19 protein-coding genes and 1 pseudogene are annotated in these 21,757 nt (G+C 42.6%); 12 read left to right on the top strand and 8 right to left on the bottom strand.

The genetic code is table 11. The features are described 5' to 3' along the window. A pseudogene (locus D464_RS13825) lies at positions 1–187 on the bottom strand (IS982 family transposase); the annotation flags it as partial. Positions 188–750: 563 nt separating this feature from the next. On the opposite strand from D464_RS13825, the gene D464_RS0104890 reads away from it, so the two are divergent. Both D464_RS0104890 and D464_RS0104885 read left to right on the top strand, forming a co-directional pair. After that, the gene (locus D464_RS0104890; protein WP_154649581.1) at positions 751–2,208 is read left to right on the top strand and encodes a hypothetical protein; all 1,458 of its coding nucleotides are present in this window, start codon (positions 751–753) and stop codon (positions 2,206–2,208) included. 148 nt (positions 2,209–2,356) lie between these two features. Beyond that, positions 2,357–3,205: a hypothetical protein gene (locus D464_RS0104885; protein WP_018910402.1), complete on the top strand. Its 849-nt coding sequence runs from the start codon at positions 2,357–2,359 to the stop codon at positions 3,203–3,205. 222 nt (positions 3,206–3,427) lie between these two features. Here D464_RS0104885 and D464_RS0104880 read toward each other — a convergent pair whose 3' ends face one another. Beyond that, positions 3,428–4,249, bottom strand: a complete 822-nt coding sequence (locus D464_RS0104880) for a septal ring lytic transglycosylase RlpA family protein (protein ID WP_018910401.1) — start codon at positions 4,247–4,249, stop codon at positions 3,428–3,430. Between the two features lie 95 nt (positions 4,250–4,344). Then, a complete protein-coding gene (gene gdhA / locus D464_RS0104875) occupies positions 4,345–5,682 on the bottom strand; it encodes an NADP-specific glutamate dehydrogenase (RefSeq protein WP_018910400.1) in 1,338 nt (445 codons plus the stop codon). A gap of 256 nt (positions 5,683–5,938) precedes the next feature. Between gdhA and D464_RS0104870 the strand changes: the two genes are divergently transcribed. Further along, complete coding sequence (locus D464_RS0104870; protein WP_018910399.1) at positions 5,939–8,962, top strand: PEP/pyruvate-binding domain-containing protein; 3,024 nt, start codon at positions 5,939–5,941, stop codon at positions 8,960–8,962. 192 nt (positions 8,963–9,154) lie between these two features. Here D464_RS0104870 and D464_RS0104865 read toward each other — a convergent pair whose 3' ends face one another. The 5 genes from D464_RS0104865 to D464_RS0104845 all read right to left on the bottom strand — a co-directional run bounded on the left by D464_RS0104865 (position 9,155) and on the right by D464_RS0104845 (position 13,099). Continuing rightward, entirely contained in the window at positions 9,155–9,475 is a 321-nt protein-coding gene (locus D464_RS0104865; protein WP_018910398.1) for a helix-turn-helix domain-containing protein, read from the bottom strand. Further along, entirely contained in the window at positions 9,472–9,822 is a 351-nt protein-coding gene (locus D464_RS0104860; protein WP_018910397.1) for a type II toxin-antitoxin system RelE/ParE family toxin, read from the bottom strand. The genes D464_RS0104865 and D464_RS0104860 overlap by 4 nt, the downstream gene beginning before the upstream one ends. Positions 9,823–9,924: 102 nt before the next feature. Then, entirely contained in the window at positions 9,925–11,445 is a 1,521-nt protein-coding gene (locus tag D464_RS0104855) for a class I adenylate-forming enzyme family protein (RefSeq protein WP_018910396.1), read from the bottom strand. Next, a complete protein-coding gene (locus D464_RS0104850; RefSeq protein WP_018910395.1) occupies positions 11,442–12,287 on the bottom strand; it encodes an SDR family NAD(P)-dependent oxidoreductase in 846 nt (281 codons plus the stop codon). Before D464_RS0104850 ends, D464_RS0104855 begins: the two co-directional genes overlap by 4 nt. 86 nt (positions 12,288–12,373) lie before the next feature. Beyond that, positions 12,374–13,099, bottom strand: coding sequence for an RDD family protein (locus D464_RS0104845; protein ID WP_018910394.1), 726 nt, complete (start codon positions 13,097–13,099; stop codon positions 12,374–12,376). A gap of 103 nt (positions 13,100–13,202) precedes the next feature. Between D464_RS0104845 and D464_RS0104840 the strand changes: the two genes are divergently transcribed. The 9 genes from D464_RS0104840 to D464_RS0104800 all read left to right on the top strand — a co-directional run bounded on the left by D464_RS0104840 (position 13,203) and on the right by D464_RS0104800 (position 21,704). Next, positions 13,203–14,180, top strand: coding sequence for a stage II sporulation protein M (locus D464_RS0104840; RefSeq protein WP_018910393.1), 978 nt, complete (start codon positions 13,203–13,205; stop codon positions 14,178–14,180). Continuing rightward, the gene (locus D464_RS0104835; RefSeq protein ID WP_018910392.1) at positions 14,149–15,189 is read left to right on the top strand and encodes a hypothetical protein; all 1,041 of its coding nucleotides are present in this window, start codon (positions 14,149–14,151) and stop codon (positions 15,187–15,189) included. The genes D464_RS0104840 and D464_RS0104835 overlap by 32 nt, the downstream gene beginning before the upstream one ends. 24 nt (positions 15,190–15,213) lie before the next feature. After that, positions 15,214–15,831 carry a DUF4129 domain-containing protein gene (locus D464_RS0104830; RefSeq protein WP_018910391.1) on the top strand — a complete coding sequence of 206 codons (618 nt, stop codon included), beginning with the start codon at positions 15,214–15,216 and terminating at the stop codon, positions 15,829–15,831. Beyond that, positions 15,824–17,125 carry a DUF4350 domain-containing protein gene (locus tag D464_RS0104825; protein WP_018910390.1) on the top strand — a complete coding sequence of 434 codons (1,302 nt, stop codon included), beginning with the start codon at positions 15,824–15,826 and terminating at the stop codon, positions 17,123–17,125. The genes D464_RS0104830 and D464_RS0104825 overlap by 8 nt, the downstream gene beginning before the upstream one ends. Positions 17,126–17,178: 53 nt before the next feature. Next, positions 17,179–18,153, top strand: a complete 975-nt coding sequence (locus D464_RS0104820; protein WP_024985769.1) for an AAA family ATPase — start codon at positions 17,179–17,181, stop codon at positions 18,151–18,153. Between the two features lie 256 nt (positions 18,154–18,409). Continuing rightward, positions 18,410–19,723 (top strand): DUF58 domain-containing protein, encoded by a 1,314-nt coding sequence (locus tag D464_RS0104815; RefSeq protein WP_018910388.1) that lies wholly within the window; start codon positions 18,410–18,412, stop codon positions 19,721–19,723. A 100-nt stretch (positions 19,724–19,823) separates the two neighbouring features. Beyond that, positions 19,824–20,306 carry a hypothetical protein gene (locus D464_RS0104810; protein WP_018910387.1) on the top strand — a complete coding sequence of 161 codons (483 nt, stop codon included), beginning with the start codon at positions 19,824–19,826 and terminating at the stop codon, positions 20,304–20,306. Continuing rightward, entirely contained in the window at positions 20,303–20,896 is a 594-nt protein-coding gene (locus D464_RS0104805) for a calycin-like domain-containing protein (protein WP_004383871.1), read from the top strand. Before D464_RS0104810 ends, D464_RS0104805 begins: the two co-directional genes overlap by 4 nt. 16 nt (positions 20,897–20,912) lie before the next feature. Next, positions 20,913–21,704 carry an HmuY family protein gene (locus D464_RS0104800; protein WP_018910386.1) on the top strand — a complete coding sequence of 264 codons (792 nt, stop codon included), beginning with the start codon at positions 20,913–20,915 and terminating at the stop codon, positions 21,702–21,704. Positions 21,705–21,757 lie beyond the last annotated feature (53 nt).

The following is a 21,757-nucleotide window of genomic DNA, read 5'->3' as shown; positions in this document are numbered from 1 at the left end:
AACGATAACCAGAATCGTGGAAAAGGATTATTATCAGCATAACTTCTGCCTTTGACATTGTAGAATTTCGATGATATTTCCTTTTTCCTGTAGGTTTTAGCGTATATTTTGCTGTCATTGCATCAAAAAACTTGCAGAAGTCATCTGCCATACAAAATATTTCAGTAACTTTGTCCTCGGTGATCATAGCGATTTTTGTTTGTAACTGTTTGTATATTAGCTCCTTAAAGTTACAACAAATTTCGCTAATCACCAAATTTATAGACATTTATAATTCGTCGAACTCACGTTAAATTATAATTCTCTGTCTTGTTGTGAAGGAAGCAATTTCTTTGTAGGGAATGAGTTGTACTATCACAAGTTAATAAAACATATTTGAAAAGTAGGAACTATTTACTCCTCTATGAACAGAAAAACTCAATTTAACTGGTAGTTGTGAGTAAGGTAGTGCTACAGAGTAATGTAATACCAAGCGTTAAGATAAATGTTGTTTTGTTCATAATTCATTAAGTTTTTGTTTCTGTTTGCAAAATAAATGTATCTTCGTGAGAGGCACAAAGGAATTAATTTGTATTTTTGCGGAAGAGTAGCTTAAGTGCTGCGATTAGTAATATATGAAGAAAGGGGAACTCAATTTTGTAGGAAAGAACTTCGGAATCTTCTTTACAGATTGAGGTTGAAAAGTGGTGTTAATAACAGAAAACGTTTGACAGGACTTGTATCTGTGCAGTATTTGTAGGCAGATAGAAGATGACAAAGCTAAGAATGAAAGATATGAATATAGACGATAAGACTATCAACTTAAGTACTGAGATAGCTAAGACGTGTGAAAAGTCTGTTATGACTGATACTGAAGACGAGGCAATAAAGGCAAAACTAAATGCTGTGTATCGGCTTAGACTATTATATAATAGTGGTGAAGAGCTGTGGAAATATATAGGAAAATCGGGCAGTGGAAATAATTCCTTTGGTCGTATTGGAGGGAAAGATGCCTTTTTACGCAGAGCCGTATTTCACGAGTTGGAGCGTGAATGGTATGACGAAACGGGCATTATTCTTAATGGCTTGTTAGACGCTTATGTACAAGCTGCAAAGTTTATGGAGAGGTATAAGCCTTTGCATGAGGATGAAGAAGAGGGTGTGAGGATAGAATGTTGTGAGCAAATCATCAATGTTTGTGTTTTTGATGATGAGATAACAGATAAGCAAGATGCGAAGATGAGGGAACTTCTTCTGCGTTTGCAGGAAGAAGATACTTATTGCCTTGCGGTTTTGTTGTTGATGTTGCTTGGCGTATTGCCTTCGTCTTTTGATACTCGACAAGGGGATGCGAAGCAGATGAAGGTAAAATACGAGCAGGTTTATAACTTCTTTCTGCGCGTATGTCATCGTAATATTCTTTTTGTACAAACGCCAAGGATGACACTCTTTCATAAGGCTTTAAAAGACTCGGAAGAGAAGCTGACACGTATTCGATTGGTTAAGTTTACGGCTGATGTACTTTGCAATCTGTCAATTCTTGCAAGTGCAGAGCAGGTTGCAGAGACTGGACGGCGTGAGCAGTGGAATCAAGTTTATCCAGAACTTGACGGTTACTGGCTGGGTGAGCATCATAGCGAGCAGCATCCTGATTATTGGAGAGTGGAAGAAACTGTGACAGGATATGTTTTCTATCATTATTTTCAGAAGGAGACAGAGACTGGAAAGATACATCAGCAGGAGTTTTCTGTCAATTTCTTTAGTAATGGTGAGGATTATGCCTGTGTGCAGCATCCTCGTTCTGTCTTGCAGTGGTTGAATAACGACAAGTTATCAAAGGATGATATCACCTATCCACACTTTGTTTTTTGGGGAGGGGATAAACCAACGAAGATAGCATTTGAATCGTTTATGATGGATGTGTCGTGGTTTCGTCCGATGCAATTGACACGTGCAAAAGGTGATTGGATGCCTCCAACAGAAAAGGGAATGGAGGTGGTAAATGATTTTGCAGCCTATTCCTATACTTTCTATCAAGAATTGGAAGCTATAACACCAGATTTTATCTCTGTAAAAGATGAGAATGGAAAGTCGTATAAAGTTTCTGTTTCTGAGCATGAAGAGTTAAGAAACTGTACGTTGAATGATGCTATTGGCATTATCATTTGGGCTGGTAAACGTTATATTGCGTTTGATCATCTGATGCTATATCTTCCAATAGAATCATAATAAAAAATGTATCTCTTATGTTTTGACAATCAGAAGGATGGATAAACTATTTAGAATTTTTAGGGTTTTCCCCTCATCAAGTAGGGAAATGTCTTTGCTGAACTATAATGTAATTCTTACTTTTGCAAACATAAAATAACAGGCAAGTATGAAGAAGTTATTTATCCTCCCAATCTCTGCTGCCATCTTGTTGAATAGTTGTGGAACATACGCTGGTTCTGGAGCGATGTCTGGTGGTTCGTTAGGTAGTATTTTAGGAAGTGCTATCGGTGGAATTGCTGGTGGCGGTCGAGGTTCAGATATAGGAACAATCGTTGGTATGGCTGGTGGAGCTGTGATAGGTGCTGCGATGGGGCAGAAGGCTGATCAGCGTGCTAAAGATGATGTTCATGATCATTATGAGAAGGTTCAGCAGCGTAAGGCACGTGAGAAACAGGCACGTTCTACTTCTGGGAACTATAACCAGACTGACGATTATGCTGTTCCAAATCGTGTAGATAGTAGTGGGTTTGATGCTTCTAACTCTGGCGATGATCGTCTCTATGATTTTCAAGGAAGTGATTACACGGGAGATTATAGTGCGGCTCAACCAAAGAGTAAGGCTCCTTCAGAATCGAGTGTAGAGCGGTTGGCTGGCAATTATCAATATGCTCCAAACATTGAAGTTGTAAATGCTCGTTTTGTTGATGATAATCAGGATGGAGTTTTATCACGCAATGAAGTTGGTAAGATTATCTTTGAGGTGATGAATCGCAGTGATAAGCCTATCACGGATGTACAACCATCAGTGTTGGAAACAAGCGGTAATCGACATATTTACATTAGTCCTTCAGTTCATATAGAAAGTATTGCTCCTGGCAAGGGCGTTCGTTACACTGCGATTGTGAAAGCCGATAAGCGGATTAAGGCAGGTATGGCGACTTTTGCAGTAACGGTCTTACAAGGTCAGAAGAGTATAAGCAAAGTGACGGAATTTAACATTAAGACAAGTAAATAGATCATACGGTTGATTGAATATATATATTGTGATATTTGACTAACACCTGATAATTAGCTTTGAAACGACAGGTACTGGGGTAGGCGCGATGGTGTCTATCCCAGTTGATTTTTATCAATCCTCTATCAATATGAAGCGGATGGGTAAAGGTGTCTGTCTCTATTGTTTTATGGTATTTGCCTCTTTGAAATAAGAAAAATCAATTCTTTTAGAATCTAATGCTTACTCAAACAATCCTGTTACCCCATCTTTGATACGTTTAAAGAAGTTTGTCCAGCTACTGCTAGAGCCATTCTTTGTATTCTGGTTTTGTGTGTTCTGCTTATTTTGTTGTGCATTAGCTTTCCTCTGTTGTATAGTCTGCTGTTGATTATTTGATGATTGTGTCGTGCGAGTGGCAGGATTTCCTCCTTTTGGCTTTGCTTCTTGTGTCGCAGAACGACCTGTTGAAGTCTGGACGTTCTTACGTGCTTCTGCACCCTGCGCCTTTTCGTTTTTCACCTGTTGTGTGATGTGTTTACGATCCATTCGTGTATCAACTTTACGTTCAATATCCTTTGGCTTATCCTCTTCTTGCTTTTCCCATTCGGGTATAAACTCGTAACAAATGCCCGCAGTACCATATTCTATTTCTGGCATCTCAATACCTTTAGACTCTTTCATGAATGGTATTTCTGTTTCTTTGGGTACAACTTCTACCTTAACATAAGCCACGCCCATAGCCAAAGTACCTAGTTCACGAGCAGCAGCATAGGATAAGTCTACAATTCGACCACGCACGAAAGGACCGCGGTCGGTAACTCTTACAATCACAGATTTACCATTCCTTGGGTTTGTAACCTTTAATCTTGTTCCAAAAGGAAGGGTTCGGTGTGCACAAGTAAAGGCATTCTTATCATAGAGTTCACCATTACTCATCCTGCGACCATGTAGTCCGTTACTATAATAAGATGCTTTGCCATCTGGCAGCGAAGATTGTGCTGTCAGTTTAATACTACTTAGTAGTGATAAAAGAACTACTAAGAAAAGTCTGAATCTATTCATAAATAATCAATTAATAAACCAGCCTTCTCTTAGTAGTTTGTTTCCCTCTCTCATCTATAAAGATGAAATAGAGGGGGAGGAATAACTGGTTTTATTTATACGACGCCTTGTGCAAGCATAGCTTTCGCTACTTTCATAAAGCCTGCAATATTTGCGCCCTTAATATAGTCAATGTGACCATCAGCTTGCTTACCATACTTCACACACTGCTCATGGATAGAGCTCATGATGTAGTGGAGCTTCTGATCAACCTCTTCCGGACTCCAAGAGAGACGGAGAGAGTTCTGTGACATCTCAAGACCTGATGTAGCCACACCACCTGCATTAACAGCCTTGCCAGGAGCAAAGAGCTGTTTAGCTTCTGTGAACTTATCTGCAGCTTCAGCAGTACAGCCCATATTTGAGACCTCAGCAACACACAATGGCTTATAAGCTAAGATCTTATCAGCGTCTTCACCATTTAGCTCGTTCTGTGTAGCACATGGCAAATAGATGTCTGCCTTCTGTTCCCAAGGTTTGCGACCTTTGAAGAATTGTGCTCCAGGATACTTCTCTGCGTATGGCTCACAAACATCGTTACCGCTGTTGCGAAGCTCGAGCATGTATTCAATCTTATCACCACTAATGCCATCTGGATCGTAGATGTAACCATCAGGACCACTCAATGTGATAACCTTTGCACCGAGTTCTGTTGCCTTCTTAGCGGCACCCCAAGCCACATTACCAAATCCAGAGAGAGCAACGGTCTTACCCTTGATGTCAAGTCCGTGTGTCTCCATCATTTGATGAACAAAATAGAGCGCACCATAACCAGTTGCTTCTGGACGTAAGATAGAGCCACCCCATTCTCTGCCCTTACCTGTGAGCATTCCTTGGAATTGATGGGTTAACTTACGATACTGCCCAAAGAGATAACCAATCTCACGTCCACCAACACCGATGTCACCAGCTGGTACATCCTCATCAGGGCCGATGTGACGATATAACTCATTCATGAAAGCTTGGCAGAAGCGCATGATTTCGGCATCACTCTTTCCTCGTGGAGAGAAGTCAGAACCTCCCTTGCCACCACCCATAGGTAATGTGGTTAGCGCATTCTTAAATGTTTGCTCGAAACCGAGGAACTTCAAGATGCTAAGGTTTACTGATGCGTGGAAACGCAGACCACCCTTATAAGGTCCAATAGCACCATTGAATTGAACACGATAACCCAAGTTCACTTGCACTTTACCTTGATCATCTACCCAAGGTACGCGGAATGTGATGATACGCTCAGGCTCAACGATACGTTCGATGATGCTTGCACGTTCAAACTCTGGGTGCTGGTTGTAAACATCCTGTACAGAGACGAGCACTTCACGTACTGCCTGTAGATACTCTGACTCGCCTGGATGCTTCTGTTCCAGTGCTTGCATGATTTTTTCGACTTCCATAGTAAATTGACTTTATTTGTTTATGTTAGTTAGTATCATTCGGTTAGAATGGTGCAGCAAATATATCCAAATTCTATCAAACGACCAAATGAAAATCGAAAAACTTTTGTTTGCTCCTTTCTTTTTGACATCCCCGTGGGGAAGTCAAAGGCATGTCGAGCGTGCAAAGTAATATAAAATATATCAATTAAGTAACTAAAAGATAGGATGGCTTGTGTTTATTTCGTATTTTTGTAGAAAATTAAGTTTCCAGTCGATGAAAGAGCAACTACCAGTGCAGTGGAGCAACTTTTACCTAAAAGATGTAAGTTTTGTCAACCTTATGATGCGTCGTATCTACAACGTTCTGATTGTGGCTAACCCCTACGATGCGTTTATGTTAGAGGATGATGGGCGTGTTGAAGAGAAGATCTATAATGAGTATATGGAGCTGGGGTTGCGTTATCCGCCTACGTTTACGCAAGTTTCGACTATTGAAGAGGCTTCTCGAGTGTTGAATACAGTAGATATTGACCTTGTAATATGTATGCCTGGTAATGCAGATAATGATGCTTTCGATGTGGCAAGAGCTGTGAAAGCAGAGTTTTCAGACATCCATTGCGTTGTTCTCACGCCTTTCTCGCATGGCATAACGAAGCGAATAGAACATGAAGACCTAAGTATCTTTGATTATGTGTTCTGTTGGTTAGGCAATACAAACCTAATTCTTTCCATCATTAAGTTAATGGAGGATAAGATGAACATAGAGCATGATATTCGTGAAGTAGGCGTTCAGATGATTTTACTTGTCGAAGATTCCATCCGTTTCTATTCGTCTATTCTACCTAACTTATATAGTTATATCCTTACTCAAAGTCAAAACTTTGCAACTGAAGCATTGACTCGGCACGATGCTTCCTTGCGTCAACGTGGTCGCCCGAAGGTTGTTCTTGCCCGCAATTATAAGGAAGCCTGGGATGTTTATCAGCGTTATAAGGATAATTGCTTAGGTGTTATTTCCGACATGCGATTCCCTCTTAGTGATGGAGAAGAGGGCATACAATCAACCATGGGACAGCCAATTCATACCATCAAAGACCCTGAAGCCGGACTAAAGTTGCTCCGTGCCATTCATCAAGAGGATGAGTATCTACCCTTAATCATAGAGAGTTCGGAGAGTGATAACCGTGAGAAAGCAGAAAACGAAGGCTTCCGCTTTGTTGATAAGAACTCTAAGAAGATGAGTGTTGACCTCCGTCATCTTCTTGAAGAGCACATGGGTTTTGGTGACTTCATCTTCCGTAATCCCGAAACACGTGCAGAGGTCATGCGCATCCGTAACCTAAAAGACTTACAAGACAACATCTTTAAGATACCAAAAGACTCCATGCTCTATCATATCTCACGTAATCATGTGAGTCGTTGGCTGTCTGCTCGTGCCATATTCCCCGTTTCCTCCTTCTTAAAAGACATCACTTGGCATAAGTTGCAAGATGTTGATATGCACCGAAAGATTATCTTTGACGCCATAGTAGCCTATCGGCGCATGCGAAATGAAGGTGTTGTCGCCCTCTTCGATCGGCATAAATTCGACCAATATGCTCACTTTGCACGTATAGGTGATGGCTCGTTAGGAGGCAAGGGGCGCGGTTTAGCTTTCTTGGATAATGTTATCAAGCGTCATCCCGACTTCAACCAGTTTCCGAATGCAAAGGTTCAAATCCCTAAGACTGTCGTTCTCTGTACGGATGTCTTCGATAGTTTTATGGAGAGAAACAACCTTTATCAAATTGCACTAAGCGATGCCAACGATGACGAAATACTCCATGCTTTCCTTCAGGCACAACTCCCTGATGAGTTTATAGGCGACTTCTTCGCCTTCTTCGAAGCGACTCGTTCGCCTATTGCCGTTCGATCCAGTTCGTTGTTGGAAGATAGCCATTACCAACCATTCGCAGGTATTTATTCCACTTATATGATACCTTATTTAGAGGATAAATACGAAATGTTACGCATGTTGGCATGCGCTATTAAGGCGGTATATGCCTCTGTTTATTATCGAGACTCTAAAGCCTATATGACCGCAACAAGTAATGTCATCGATCAAGAGAAGATGGCGGTTATCTTGCAGCAAGTGGTAGGGAAACAATATGACAATCGATTCTATCCTAATCTTTCGGGCGTTCTCCGTTCCCTAAACTATTATCCTATTGGTGATGAGAAAGCCGAAGAGGGAATCGCCTCTTTAGCCTTAGGTTTAGGCAAATATATCGTTGATGGCGGTCAAACCTTACGTGTTTGTCCGTATCATCCACACCAAGTGTTACAGCTAAGTGAACTGAAGTTAGCCCTCCGAGAGACCCAAACTCAATTCTATGCGCTCGATATGCATCATGTGGGGGAAGACTTTAAAGTGGATGATGGGTTTAATATCCTCAAACTCAATCTCAAAGATGCTGAAGCTGACGGAAGCCTCCTTTACATTGCTTCTACTTATTCGGTTGATGACGAAACCATCTATGAGGGGCTTTATGAAGGACGGAAGATTATATCCTGCTGTGGTGTTCTTCAACAGGGAGTTTTCCCATTACCAGAGTTGTTACAGATGGCTATGCGTTATGGAGCTGATGCCATGCGACGCCCTGTGGAGATAGAGTTTGCAGTCAATCTAAATGCTGATAAGACAGGAGAATTGTATCTTCTTCAGATCAGACCTATTGTTGATTCAAAGCAACGATTAGATGAGAACCTCTCTTCTATACCTGATGAACAGTGTCTCTTACGTAGTAATAATTCCCTTGGACATGGTATATCGGATGACGTGAAGGATGTTGTTTATGTCAAGACGGGGGCATCTTTCACTGCGAAAGATAACCCTTTGATCGCTAATGATATTGAGCGAATCAACCAGAAGTTCCTCGATCAGCACCTTAACTACATCCTTATTGGTCCCGGCCGATGGGGTTCTAGTGATCCATGGTTGGGTATTCCGGTGAAGTGGTCGCATATTTCTGCAGCTCGAATCATCGTTGAAGAGGGATTAGAACATTATCGTGTTGACCCGAGCCAAGGCACTCATTTCTTCCAAAACCTTACTTCCTTTGGTGTAGGTTATTTCACTATCAATCCTTATAAGGCTGATGGTTTCTATCAACGGAGCGTTCTTGATGCTCTTCCAGCTGTTGAGGAAACGCAATGGGTACGCCATGTTCGTTTCCAAAAACCGCTTAAGATCATGATGGATGGTAAGAAACAAGAGGGGGTGGTGGTGCTTCCTGAAACCCCACCCAGCCCCCTCTAATAACCCCACCCAGCCTCCCCTAAGGGGAGGAGCGCCTAACGGAAGCTAGATAGATAATGCTCTTCTCCATTTAAAGAGGGCGTTTCCTTGATGTGAGGAAAGGCTCTCTTCACATTAAGGAAACGCCCTCTTCAAATGGAGGAAAGCCTCTGCTCCTATACAGGAAAGCCTTCTCGGCTTAATAAAGACACATTACCAAAGAGCAATCTTACCGATAGATCCCATATCTAAAGATGCTGGTATGTTCATTGCTTTGAACACTTTTGCAAGCGTACTGAAGGTTATGCTTTTGCCTTTCTCTAGTCTGGAAATCTGTGCCTTCTGCACACCTACGCGATAACCAAGCTCTTCTTGCGTTAGATTTTGAGCTTTTCTAGCCATTTTGATAGCCTCTCCAATCTTATAAGCCTGCACTGCCTCTGCTACATCTTTCTCAAATGCATCTCGTTCTGGAGTGCCTTTTTTGCCTAATAACTCGTCTTGTACTATATCAAAGTCTTTTAGTTTCATCATCTTGTTTTTGTTTTCTTATTATTAAAATATTCCTGTCTTAGTCTCTCTGCCTTAGTGATTTCTTTAAGAGGAGTCTTCTGTGTCTTTTTTATAATACCATGAGTTGCAATGATTAAGGTCTCTTCTTCTTTATCCCAAAAGGCGAATAAGCGATAAGCAAGTTTGTTATATAGTGTTCGAAACTCCCATATCTCTGAGTTTTCTAACTTCTTGAAGAGCTCTTTATTACGTTCTCCTTCTTGGATGCGGCGTATGTTATACATCATTTTCCGCCTTGCCATAACAGGGAGTGAATATAGAAACTCTTCTGCTTCTTGTGCTAATAAGAGTTTGAAATAATCGTTCATATTCAGGTTATTTGATGTTACAAAGATACTAAAAGTTTCTTATATAGGAAACTTATATAGGTCTTTTTTATAAAAGAAGGGCAAATTTTGTTGATGAGAATATTAAGTTTTCAATGCTTTTTGTTTACCAGTTGATAGCATTCCGATGGTTTGGAAGGTTATACCATGTGGCGTTTCCGCACGTGAGAGTTGGGGCTTGAGCCATGCGAGGAGTTCTTTCTCTGTTAAGGATGAGACTGGGGCACATTCAACTTCAGCCTGTATCACATTGCCAAAGAGTGGATGTGAGACAGCAAAGACACGTACTGCAATGATGGAGGGGTGGGCAAGTAGCACCTGTTCTATGTGTTCTGGGTGGACGTTCTCACCGCCACATACCACCATTCGGTCGGTTCTGCCTCGATAAAAATAGTACCCATCGAGATTCTGAAAGACCAAGTCTCCAGTGCTTTGCCATTGGTTCTTACGTCCAGCCATAGCCCAACTCGATTGCACCCATAGTTCACCAACATGCTCCTCGTTCGCTTCCTTAATCTTACATCTTACTCCCCATATCGCTTTCCCAAGCGTTGTTTCGTCGAAAGCAGCCAACTCTTGTGGAGTAGCAAGTAAGAAGAAGCCCGCTTCAGAAGTGCCATAGAGATTGTAAAGAACATCCCCCAGTTGTTGATGAGTAGTTTTGATGAGCTGCTTTGAAAGTCTGTCTCCCCCACAGATGAGGCATTTTAGGCTTTCCATTTGGCTTTTTGCTCCTTCTACCAGCCATAGTCTTGAAAGCATAGCAGGTACGATGGGCATTACTTCAATGCGTTCGTTCTGAATAATGGATAGTGTTTCTTGCACGAGGAAACGCCTTTGTAGACAGATCTTCTTACCCATTAAGAGTGAAACAATGAGTGTGGCAAGACCGAAACCATGATAGAAAGGTAAAGAGATGAGCACACTGTCATATTGATTAATCCCTATTTTGTGGAGCAGAGCGATGAGGGGTGGTAGGAAAGAGGTGATCGCTGGACGCCGAGCCACAGCCTTGTAATTACCACTCGAACCGCCCGTATGAATGATAATGTTCCTTCCGCGGCGCATACGAGGGAGCTTTTGTTTTTCTTCGTGATGGTCTCTATATATAATAAGGTGGTGGAGTTCCTCTGTTATTATGGCTTTGCATGCTAATAGTTGAGGCTCTTCTATCAGTTCTTTATCATATATGAAGAGTTGATAATGACGTTTTCTCAGATATTCTAAAAGCTGATCTTGTGGCATATCAGTGTTTAACAAAGTGATATGAGCACCTATTCGGGAGAGAGCAGGGAGCAGTAAGGACAGGATGAGGCTGTTACGTCCTAAGAGAGCAACGTTCATCTTGGGGCGTAGTTGGTATTGTGTATAGAGCAGTTGAGCCAGTGTTTTTGCCTTCTCGTATGTTTCTTGATACGTTAGAGATTGTTCCTCGTCCTTTATCGCACAGCGATTTGGATAGAAGTGAGCGGAGAAACGGAGCAGAGCCATCAAACTCATTCCTTCTGAAAGCAAGTATTTTGCCCAGTAGAATAATCCTTTTGGCGAAAGAATATGTAGTCGATAAAGAATGAGAAAGAGGTTTTTTAATGTTTTGCTCTTCATAGTTTCTGATAGAAAAGACGGATAACAGGAGCAATGACACGCGCAATGGGAACAGAGAGAATAGCCCACCAAGGTTGGTAACAATACTTCTTTCCTAAGCAGAGGCGCAAGAGAATCTTAGCAGCATCAGCTGGATTGTAAGCTGGAAGATTACGATATTGCCCGTTAACATCCGACATCTGTGTGTGAACCAAGGGCAGGTAAGCCACATGAACACGCACCCCTAACTTCTTTAACTCTATCCTTGCCGTGTCAAGCCATGCGTTGGCGGCAGCTTTGGAGGCGTGATAAGCCGACCAACCTAGTGCCATTGGATAGAGAGAACTTACGGAGGATGAGTAAACGATATGCCCTTTATTCGTTTGCAAGGCAGGTAACAATGCGAGTGATAACGCCACAAAGGATCGATAATTGAGGTCCATTGTGCGGTCATAATCGTGCAATCGGTCTATTGCCAGTGCGATATTGCGATGAATGGATTTGCCTGCATTGCAGAAAAGATAGTCCACTTGCGGCATATCCTTGCGTAGCTTTTGACAGAGACGGTCGAGTTGCTCCCTATCACGGAGGTCTATCGCACAATAATCGGCATGGCACCCTTGCTCCCTCGCCTTTGCACAGAGTATTTGTAACTCCGTTTCACTGCGTGCAAGAAGAAAGATGTTTGCCCCCAAAGAGATTAATTCCTCAGTCAGAGCACGCCCTATCCCGTGGGATGCACCCGTAACGATTGCCCACTTCCCACGTATCTCCTTTGCCACTTCTTGGCGTTTTAAATGGATGGGCGGATAGGCTATTGCAGTGCTGATAGCCATTAATTTACTTTTGATAGATGCTCTCATGGGTGCATTCTTCTCTATTCGTCTCTAAGAACCAACACTGTTCTGTATAAGAATCATTCGGTTCCTTACCTGATTATAATAGGTGTTTAAACCATCTCAAGACTATAGTGTTGATAGTCACGGATAATGGTATAAAGGAATTTCTCATTACCCGTTCTGGTGTCAGAGATGCCTAAATGTTCCCGAACTTTAGGTGCTAAGGTGGCAATTCGACGCTCTCTATCAGGTCCATAGTCGGCATTGAGCGTGCGTTGAATAACCTCTATCTGATTGAGCGAAAGGTCTTCTGCCTGTGGATAGACGGGTTTATAGTTGCGATCAAGGTATGAGAACTCGTCAAGAGAGACTTGGATCTTATGGTAATTATTGATTTTTATCACCATAGTGTGGGCTGCTAAGTCGCCTAAACGCTGTGAGTTCTTGGTCAAAAGGATAACAGCTACACCTAAGAAAGAGAACCCTATGTCAATAAACTGCAATAACCAGCGCATGAAGAAGTCGCCAATACCAGGCGTCGTACCGTCTTTCTTCACCACACGGATGTGCGTAATCATCTTTCCGAGGCTCTGTCCATGGTTGAAGAGTTCCATATAAAAGGGATAGAAGAGCACTGACATGAAAACAAAGAACGCCAAGTATAATTGTAGTTTATAATTCAGAGCCTCTGTATTATATATTAGTAGCCCCATACCAAAGGCGTAAACGAATAGGATAAAAGCGTCAATCATCTGTGCAAGCATGCGTTCGCCAATGCTTGCTGGCGATTGGTTGATTTGCACATATTGCCCTGTAACGATGTTGGATTCCGACATTCTCTTCGTAACAAATTGGTTATTTCAGTTGCAAATATAGGAAAAAAACTCTACTTTTGTGGGCAGTTGGTAGAATTAATCACCATTACCTATAAAAGAGATAATGAAGGAAATCCTTTTCATACGTAATAACATTGAGAAGTGGAAAGCAATAGAAGCGTTGGTGGATAACATCAACTCGGTAATGCCTGACCGCTTGGCTGATGCCTACACAGACCTTACAAGCGATCTTGCCTTTACTCAAACACATTATCCAACATCACGAATTACAATCTATCTAAACAACCTTTCATCTGCACTTCATAATGAGATCTATCGCAATAAGCGTGAGAAATGGAAACGAATGATCACCTTTTGGACGCAAGAGGTACCTGATGTGATGTGGAAAGAACGCCGATTATTATTCCTGTCATTCGCTATCTTCATGATAAGTGTGCTCATTGGAGTCGTCTCAACACTGGGTGATGAATCTTTCCCAAGGCTCATTCTTGGTGATGGATACATGGATCAGATGCTCGAGAACATAGCACAAGGAAAGCCGATGGGCATTTATGGAAGTGAAGAAGAGGGGGGTATGTTCATCGGAATAACGCTTAATAACATCATGGTATCGTTCTATATATTTGCTATGGGCGTACTGACGAGCTTCATGCCAGGCTATTCCTTGTTCCAAAATGGTGTTATGGTGGGTTGTTTCGATACCTTCTTCTATCAGCACGGATTGTTATCTGAATGCTTACTAACCACGATGTTGCATGGAACCTTAGAACTTTCATCCATCGTGGTGGCTGGTGCTGCAGGCTTGGCAATGGGTAATGGATGGCTATTCCCTGACACTTACTCACGCTTAGTGAGCTTCCAACGAGGTGCAAAGCGTGGCATGAAGATCATTGTAGGTACTGTTCCGCTCTTCATAGTGGCTGGTTTTATAGAGAGCTTCATCACTCGGCACACCGAAATCAACAACTATGTGCGGTTAAGCATCATCCTCCTTTCATTAGTATTCGTAATCTTTTATTTTATATACTTACCTTATAAACGTAATAAACATGCGCATTCAAGTAGAGAGACCCAAGGTTGACTTGTATAGAGTACGTACCTTTGGACAGAAGTTCACAGCAACTTTCGATTTCTTAAAAGAGAACTATAAGCTATGGTTAAAGGCTTGTTTTTATCTTGTCTTACCCCTTTGTCTGCTTCAGGCATTCGCTTTAGAGTGGTTAACCTCTGTTGCTGTAGATAACAATTTGGCTGTTGCTGTTGATAATGCAGATTCAGATGGAGCTTTAGGAAGCCTATTAGTGAATACGGGTCTGTCCTATCTTATATTGATAGTCTGCCTTGTTCTCGGTTCTATCTTACTCTCTTCAATCTGCTTCTCATTGATAAGGTATTATAATGGAAGCCCCACTCGCTTGCAAGGAGTGACCTTGCGTGACCTCAAGCCACTCATCATTCAGAGTATGAAACGCTCCTTCCTCTTAGCCTTAGTGTTTGCGGTTGCATGGGTGGTCATCACCATTATCCTTGGACTCTTTGCTTTTATCTTCTTTGAAGTGACCTCGAATGACCAATTCCCTAATGTCCTTATTGGTATTGGACTATTCTTTTTGGTCATTATCGGACTGTTAGTTGCCTTTGTCCCAGCCTATCTCTCATGGCCAGTATATATATTCGAAGATGATGAGAACGTCTTTAGCTCCATTCGTCGTGGGTGGAGATTAGGTGTTCATTCCTTCTGGTCTTTGATTGGATTGCTGCTTCTTATGGGTATTGTGGAGAATTTCCTCCAGATGGTAACGACGTTACCTTGGTACTTCATGTACCTTGCGAAGGTCTTTATCTCTGCAACGAATGAAGGAGCAACATCGGTTGTTAGTTCTCCAATCTACAACTTCATCGAATACATCTTCTCGGTTATCATGAACTTTGGAACATATTTAGCAATGTCATTAACTGTCGTTGCGCTTGCCTTCCACTATGGTAGTGTTGCAGAGGAAGTAGATGGAGTTTCAGTTGAAGAAGGCATCCAGAACTTTGAACAACTGGCAGAGAAAGATTCCGATATAGACGACTTTGATAAGCTATAATACGGTTAGTTAAATCCTTCTGATATGTTACAAGCCTTGTCCGACACGCTCTCTTGCGATACAGCTTTACTACATCAATACCGCGTTGATGAGGCGTATAACTATGCGAAAGAGCTACAAGCTCCAGAGTTAGATCTATGGGATTGGCTGATGAATAAGCTGATGAAGTGGATATCGGAGCTGTTCTCTCCGAATGGGAAAGGCGATGTTCGTTTCTATATCTATATAGGTTTAGCCATTGTCGTGGCGGCTTTTATCGCCTTTCTAATGTACCGTTACCGTGCGAAGCTATTCCATCGTACAGGTAAGGTGAGCAGTGTTGATGCTGAAGAAGACAATATCTACGGTGTCAACTTTGATGTAGAATATACCAAGGCGATGGCTCAAAAGGATTATTATAAGGCTATACGAATGGTGTATCTGCGCACACTTCGTTGGCTGGCAGACCATCATAAGATTAATTGGCAGCTTTATAAGACACCAACGCAATACACACGTGAGTTCTTGTCGACCGACTTCCAGCGTATGACTAATGCTTTCATGCGTGTGAGATATGGTAATTATGAGGCTTCGGAAGAGCTTGTCAGCGAGCTACTCAGTATAGAAGTTGAGATTGAGAAAGGAGACAGCTTGCATGAATAAGAAGTTCTTATTAGGTATAGTAGTTTTCCTCCTCTTTGTCTTAGTGATGGAGTTTAATGCTCCGGCAAAGTTTGTTTGGAGACCAACTTTCGGTCATTACGACGGTCAGCCCTTTGGTTGTGCGGTCTTTGACACGCTTATGCAGAAGTCAATCCCTGCTGGTTACCATGTGACGAATAAGACTTTTGCGCAGTTAGAACGTGATGGATATGATAAGAAACCACATGCTATTTTAGTGCAGGCATTGGCGTTTAAGCCAACAGAAACCGATAGGAGAGCGTTGAGTAGGTTGTTAAAAGCAGGGAACAAAGTGCTCATTGTAACCTCAGACTTCGCTTGTGACTCCTCGAAAATAAACTTTGGTGTGGCGGTATCAGGTAGAGATACCTTCCTTCCCCAGTGGGTGAAGAAGTCGTTATCAGACTATCAAATCCCGATGGATACCCTCTATTGGAATGCTGTGAAGCCTTATACGCCTCATACTTATCAGGTCTATACATCAATGTCAGGCTATGGGATTGAGGTAAATGAGGGTGTCCAATGTGATACATTGTTATGTGCTTTCCAACGTTCTATTGGTGCGGATGTAGATACAACAGACGTTTCTTGCGACGTAGATGATGATGAGTATGCTGACAAGATAGGCGGTTATTGGCAGGCACGACTCATACGAATTAAGTGGGGGAAGGGCGAGTTGTTCCTCTCATGTGACCCACTCCTATGGACCAACTATGGCGTACTTGACCCCGAGATAAACGGACTCTTATTCCGTGCGATGTCCCAATTCCGTGGCTTACCAGTAACACGTACAGATGCGTATGCGCCTAAGAACGAGATAAACAAGGAGAGTCCACTCCGTTACTGGCTGCAAAATGCGCCACTCAGATGGTGTGTCTATCTCACATTGTTAGGTTTGCTGTTGTTCTGCGTGTTCTATGCTCGACGTCGCCAAAGGGTGATCCCTGTGGTAAAACAGCCCGAAAACAAGTCGTTGGAGTTTGTGAAACTCATCGGAACACTCTATTATCAGAAGCATGAAAACCGCGACTTGTTACAGAAGAAGTATAGTTATTTTGCAGAGACAGTGCGTCGGCAGCTGCTAATAGATGTTGATGATGAAGAGTCGAGACGAGAGAATATAACCCAATTAGCTCTCCGAACAGGTATGCCGGAAGCCGAAGTGCGCATGATATTGGATAAGGTAAAACGCTACATAGAGGCAGATACGACCTTACCCGATAGACGATTGCAAGAGACGATAGACGGATTAGACACCATCATCAATAACCTTTAATCTTTATGGAAGGACTAATTAATAATAAAACTAACGAACAATACACCAACAAGATGGAAGAGAATAAAGCAGAGAGAACTGATCTTCAGGACTTCAGTGAGAAGATTACACAATTAAAGAAGGCTATCGGCAATGTGATTGTTGGGCAACAGGAGGCTGTCGACTTGCTATTAACAGCCATCCTTGCAGACGGTCATGTGCTGATTGAAGGCGTCCCCGGAGTGGCAAAAACCCTGTTAGCTCGATTAGTCTCACGCCTCATTGACGCACGTTTCAGCCGTATTCAGTTTACGCCAGACCTAATGCCAAGTGATGTATTAGGCACGACGGTGTTTAATATGAAGACCTCCGAGTTCGACTTCCATCAAGGACCTGTGTTCGCAGAGATGGTACTTGTTGACGAAATTAACCGTGCCCCAGCTAAGACACAGGCTGCTCTTTTCGAGGTAATGGAGGAGAGACAGGTCACAATCGATGGTGTTTCGCATCGTATGAACGACCTTTACACGATCATAGCGACGCAGAATCCGGTGGAGCAAGAGGGAACTTACCGTCTACCAGAGGCTCAATTAGATCGTTTCCTATTTAAGATTCGCATGAGTTATCCCACGCTTGAAGAAGAGGTAAGCGTCTTGCAGCATCATCAAGAGAATAGAAAGCTTGTCAAACTGGATGATATTCAACCCTTATTAAGCGTTCGTGAGCTTCTAAACATGCGTCAGCAGTTGCAAGAAGTGTACATTGAAGATAGCCTCCTACGCTATATTGCATCCATCGTACAGCAGACACGCATGTCAAAGGCAGTCTATCTCGGAGCCAGTCCACGTGCTGCTGTTGCGATGCTCAATGCTTCTAAGGCATACGCCATGCTCTCCGGACGTGACTTTGTGACGCCGGAAGACATCAAATTCGTTACTCCTAACATCCTTCAACACCGTCTCCTCCTTACCGCTGAGGCTGAAATGGAGGGCTACACAGCGTTGAAAGTAGCGCAGAAGTTGATAGATAAGGTGGAAGTCCCTAAGTGATCCCAACATAGAGAGAGCCTTGTTTTATGTGTAAGGCTAATCACCCATACGGTTCGCAGTGTTGACCCATACGGGTCACGATGCTGACCTATACGGGTCACAATGCTGACCCATACGGGTCAGAACGCTGATACGTATGAGTAAATATAATGACTTATATGTGTGCGAATGCTTCGCACAAATGGTTACACAACCTCGCACTATTGGTGCGGAGGCTTCGCACAATTGCTAACTAATTCTCTTAGATATAGAGTAAATGTTCCTTACCAAGCGATTTTATATCATCTTTGCGTGCTTGACACTGCTTTGTGGGTTGGGATATGTCTATCCCTTCCTCTTCACGGCGGCTAAGATTCTGTTGTTCGTCTTCGTCTTTACCCTCCTTATAGATGCTTTCATGCTCTATCATCGGCGTGCGATAACAGCGGAACGGAGCTGTGCGGATAGGTTTTCTAACGGCGATGAGAATGTGATAAAACTCCGTTTAGCAAGCGAATACACCTTCCCTGTATGGCTCACTGTCATTGATGAGGCTCCTAAAGTGTTCCAACGTCGAGACATACAATACACTCTCCGGCTTGCTGCAAAGGGCGAGGATGAAATTCGTTACACGCTCACTCCTGTGAAGCGAGGAGTTTATTCCTTTGGGCGGATTCGTTGTTTTGCACGCACCATCATAGGACTTGTGGAGCGCAGATATAGCTTGGGCAATGCAAAGGACGTGAAGGTCTATCCTTCCTATCTGATGTTGAACCGATACGAATTGCTTGCGATGAGCAATAACCTTACCGAGATGGGTATCAAGCGGATTCGACGTATCGGAAATAATACCGAATTTGAACAGATAAAAGATTATGTGCAAGGTGATGAGTATCGTGCTATCAACTGGAAAGCAAGTGCTCGGAAGCATGAACTCATGGTGAATGTCTATCGTGACGAACGTTCGCAACAAGTGTTTTCCGTCATTGATAAGGGGCGAGTCATGCAGCAGTCGTTCCGTGGAATGACCTTACTTGATTATAGCATAAATGCCGCCTTGGTGCTATCTTACGTTGTTATGCACCGTGACGATAAGGCTGGTCTGATTACATTCACCGATAAGATGGACACATTCGTAGCCCCCTCGCGCCGCACGGGACAAATGCAACGATTGTTGGATGCGCTTTATATGCAAGAAACCGACTTTGGAGAGAGCGACTTCAGTAACCTTTGTGTCAACGTGCGAAAGCAAGTTAGCAAGCGAAGTCTGTTCGTTGTCTATACGAACTTCTCAGGTATGACAGCTCTTAACAGGCAACTCTCTTATCTGAAACTACTAAGTCGTTGGCATCGTGTGCTCGTAGTCTTCTTTGAAGATAGTGAGATGAATGATTACATCCAAACGCCTAAGCGCTCCATAGAAGAGTATTATCAACATGTCATTGCAGAGAAGTTTACATACGAGAAACGCCTCATTGTGTCTACACTGCACCAACATGGCATCTATAGCATACTAACGACTCCAGAGCGTCTCAGCGTAGATGTTATTAATAAGTACTTGGAGATGAAACAAAGGCAAGTGCTAACTTAAATCGAACTAATAAAAATCATAATATGTTGGTATTGTGTTGTTGACATATATAAGCTAACTTTGCAACCAGTTAGAAACTAATATTAACAATGTCAATAACATGAGAATTAAAACTTTATGCAGGTCACTTGCTATCGCATTGTTGGCTACGTGGGGAGCAGTCTCTGCTTCCGCGGCTGATTATGTGAAAGTAACTGACAAAGACGGAAAGGCTACGACCTTTGCTCTCACAGACAAACCAACGGTTACCTTTACGTCAGATCATCTTGTCTTGACGGCTGGTAGCAAAACAGTGGAATATCCTTTAACGGATTTCCTTAGCTTTACTTTCACCGATCAGCCTACTGGTATCAATACAGTCGGGGCTGAACAGTCTAATGCAGTGTTCTCTTTTACCAACTTCTCGGTACGAGGAGAGGGACTGAAAGCGGGCACTCGTGTGAGCGTCTATACCATCAATGGGCAGCTTGTCGGTAGTGCTGTTGTGAATCAAAATGGCGTCGCCGAGGTTCCATTCGATGGTCAGAAGGGCGTGTTTATAGTAAAATCATTAACCAAGACATTTAAATTTATCAATCAATGAAGAAGTTCTTTACTTTAGTAATCGTATCACTTTTAAGTGCTGTGGCAGTACAGGCACAGAAGGTAGTAATCAATAAGACAGATGGCTCAAAGGTAACTTTTAGAGCTGATGAGATACAGAGTGTACAGTTTGCACCAGCGTCAGTAGCTGACCAGTTCGTAGGTAGTTACAAAGGAACAGACAAAATCTCGGTAGCCATTGTATTTAGTTATTCTACAGAAGAAGAGGTTACTTATCAGATAACAGACAATGAAGATGGTACCATCAACTTGATAGTTCCTGCGGTAACATATAAGAATACAATGATGGGAAACCTCTATTTGGGAACTTACACTATCCCTAATATCCCTTATGATGCGACTAAGAAGGCTTTTGTGAAAGCTTATAAGGATGACAATATCAAGTTCCATTTTAAAGTAATCGATGGTTCTGGTAATGTTACAAAGGATCAGGAGTACACCTTTGATAAGGATGTTTGCAAGGTTACAATCACTAAAGAAGCTGATGGAAAGCTGAAGGTCAGCAATAACTATCAGATGGGAACAATGCCAATGACCATCTATGGCACTTTTGTTGGGGCTAAGCAATAAGTTTAAACGGGACACAATGAATCTCCGTAGACATATATATAATGTGGTTGCAGGTGTTGCCGTCATGTTGACGGCGACCGCCTGCAATGGTCTTTTTGATGGTATATACGATGATGCGCCAGCTTCTCCAACGATTATGGAAGGGCAGTTATTGGTTGATGCCACAGGTTGGAAGGACTGGTATTACGTTGATTTTGACTCGTTACAGGCGTATATTGAGAAAAAAGATACCGTCGGATTGCTGAAGGCACAGAGCCATTTTACACCTTATCATATTCCTTCCTCCTTGTCTACTGGTACCTCAAACGGGCAGACAGGAATCTATACTTATTGGTTCGATGTATTCGGAAAGGGGATAGCCGTCAATGAGAAGCGTTCGTTTAAAGCTACTGATGCACAACCAGAGCCGCCTTCATGGAGTCTTGCCTTCCATCGTAACAATGTGAGAACAAATGGGGGTGCAGTGTTGGAAACCAACTATAAGTCGATGAGTGAGCTTCCGAAGAGCAGCATAGACTTCCTCGGTGCAAACTTCCAAACGGATGAATGGAGCGAAAATGAGGTCTGGTTCGATCAGTCACAAATGCTCCTGAGTTTGATAGGATGCCAAGGGATAACTATTAATAAGGTGTTATCTTCATGGCTTCGACTTGATATCCCCCCTATGCCGCCAGCCTTTACAATGAAGAGCAATGTGTACATCCTGCGATTGAAGAATGGGAAGTATGCAGCCCTACAGTTGGTGAACTATATGAATACGGGAGGAACTAAATGTTGGTTGACCATCAATTACAAATATCCTTATTAAGCAATACATCTGCCCTTTCCCATACTATTGTGTGGCAATGAGAGGGGCAATGA

The sequence above is a fragment of the Prevotella veroralis DSM 19559 = JCM 6290 genome, assembly GCF_000377625.1.
In the GTDB taxonomy this organism is placed as follows: Bacteria; Bacteroidota; Bacteroidia; order Bacteroidales; family Bacteroidaceae; genus Prevotella; species Prevotella veroralis.
Note: the sequence above shows the minus strand (reverse complement) of the source record. Positions and strands in the feature narration are given on the sequence as shown.

Bases quoted from the DNA above. Each gene is read 5' to 3' on its own strand.
- D464_RS0104890 (WP_154649581.1), top strand. From the start codon at position 751: ATGACAAAGCTAAGAATGAAAGATATGAATATAGACGATAAGACTATC.
- D464_RS0104885 (WP_018910402.1), top strand. From the start codon at position 2,357: ATGAAGAAGTTATTTATCCTCCCAATCTCTGCTGCCATCTTGTTGAAT.
- D464_RS0104880 (WP_018910401.1), bottom strand. From the start codon at position 4,249: ATGAATAGATTCAGACTTTTCTTAGTAGTTCTTTTATCACTACTAAGT.
- gdhA (WP_018910400.1), bottom strand. From the start codon at position 5,682: ATGGAAGTCGAAAAAATCATGCAAGCACTGGAACAGAAGCATCCAGGC.
- D464_RS0104870 (WP_018910399.1), top strand. From the start codon at position 5,939: ATGAAAGAGCAACTACCAGTGCAGTGGAGCAACTTTTACCTAAAAGAT.
- D464_RS0104865 (WP_018910398.1), bottom strand. From the start codon at position 9,475: ATGATGAAACTAAAAGACTTTGATATAGTACAAGACGAGTTATTAGGC.
- D464_RS0104860 (WP_018910397.1), bottom strand. From the start codon at position 9,822: ATGAACGATTATTTCAAACTCTTATTAGCACAAGAAGCAGAAGAGTTT.
- D464_RS0104855 (WP_018910396.1), bottom strand. From the start codon at position 11,445: ATGAAGAGCAAAACATTAAAAAACCTCTTTCTCATTCTTTATCGACTA.
- D464_RS0104850 (WP_018910395.1), bottom strand. From the start codon at position 12,287: ATGAGAGCATCTATCAAAAGTAAATTAATGGCTATCAGCACTGCAATA.
- D464_RS0104845 (WP_018910394.1), bottom strand. From the start codon at position 13,099: ATGTCGGAATCCAACATCGTTACAGGGCAATATGTGCAAATCAACCAA.
- D464_RS0104840 (WP_018910393.1), top strand. From the start codon at position 13,203: ATGAAGGAAATCCTTTTCATACGTAATAACATTGAGAAGTGGAAAGCA.
- D464_RS0104835 (WP_018910392.1), top strand. From the start codon at position 14,149: ATGCGCATTCAAGTAGAGAGACCCAAGGTTGACTTGTATAGAGTACGT.
- D464_RS0104830 (WP_018910391.1), top strand. From the start codon at position 15,214: ATGTTACAAGCCTTGTCCGACACGCTCTCTTGCGATACAGCTTTACTA.
- D464_RS0104825 (WP_018910390.1), top strand. From the start codon at position 15,824: ATGAATAAGAAGTTCTTATTAGGTATAGTAGTTTTCCTCCTCTTTGTC.
- D464_RS0104820 (WP_024985769.1), top strand. From the start codon at position 17,179: ATGGAAGAGAATAAAGCAGAGAGAACTGATCTTCAGGACTTCAGTGAG.
- D464_RS0104815 (WP_018910388.1), top strand. From the start codon at position 18,410: ATGTTCCTTACCAAGCGATTTTATATCATCTTTGCGTGCTTGACACTG.
- D464_RS0104810 (WP_018910387.1), top strand. From the start codon at position 19,824: ATGAGAATTAAAACTTTATGCAGGTCACTTGCTATCGCATTGTTGGCT.
- D464_RS0104805 (WP_004383871.1), top strand. From the start codon at position 20,303: ATGAAGAAGTTCTTTACTTTAGTAATCGTATCACTTTTAAGTGCTGTG.
- D464_RS0104800 (WP_018910386.1), top strand. From the start codon at position 20,913: ATGAATCTCCGTAGACATATATATAATGTGGTTGCAGGTGTTGCCGTC.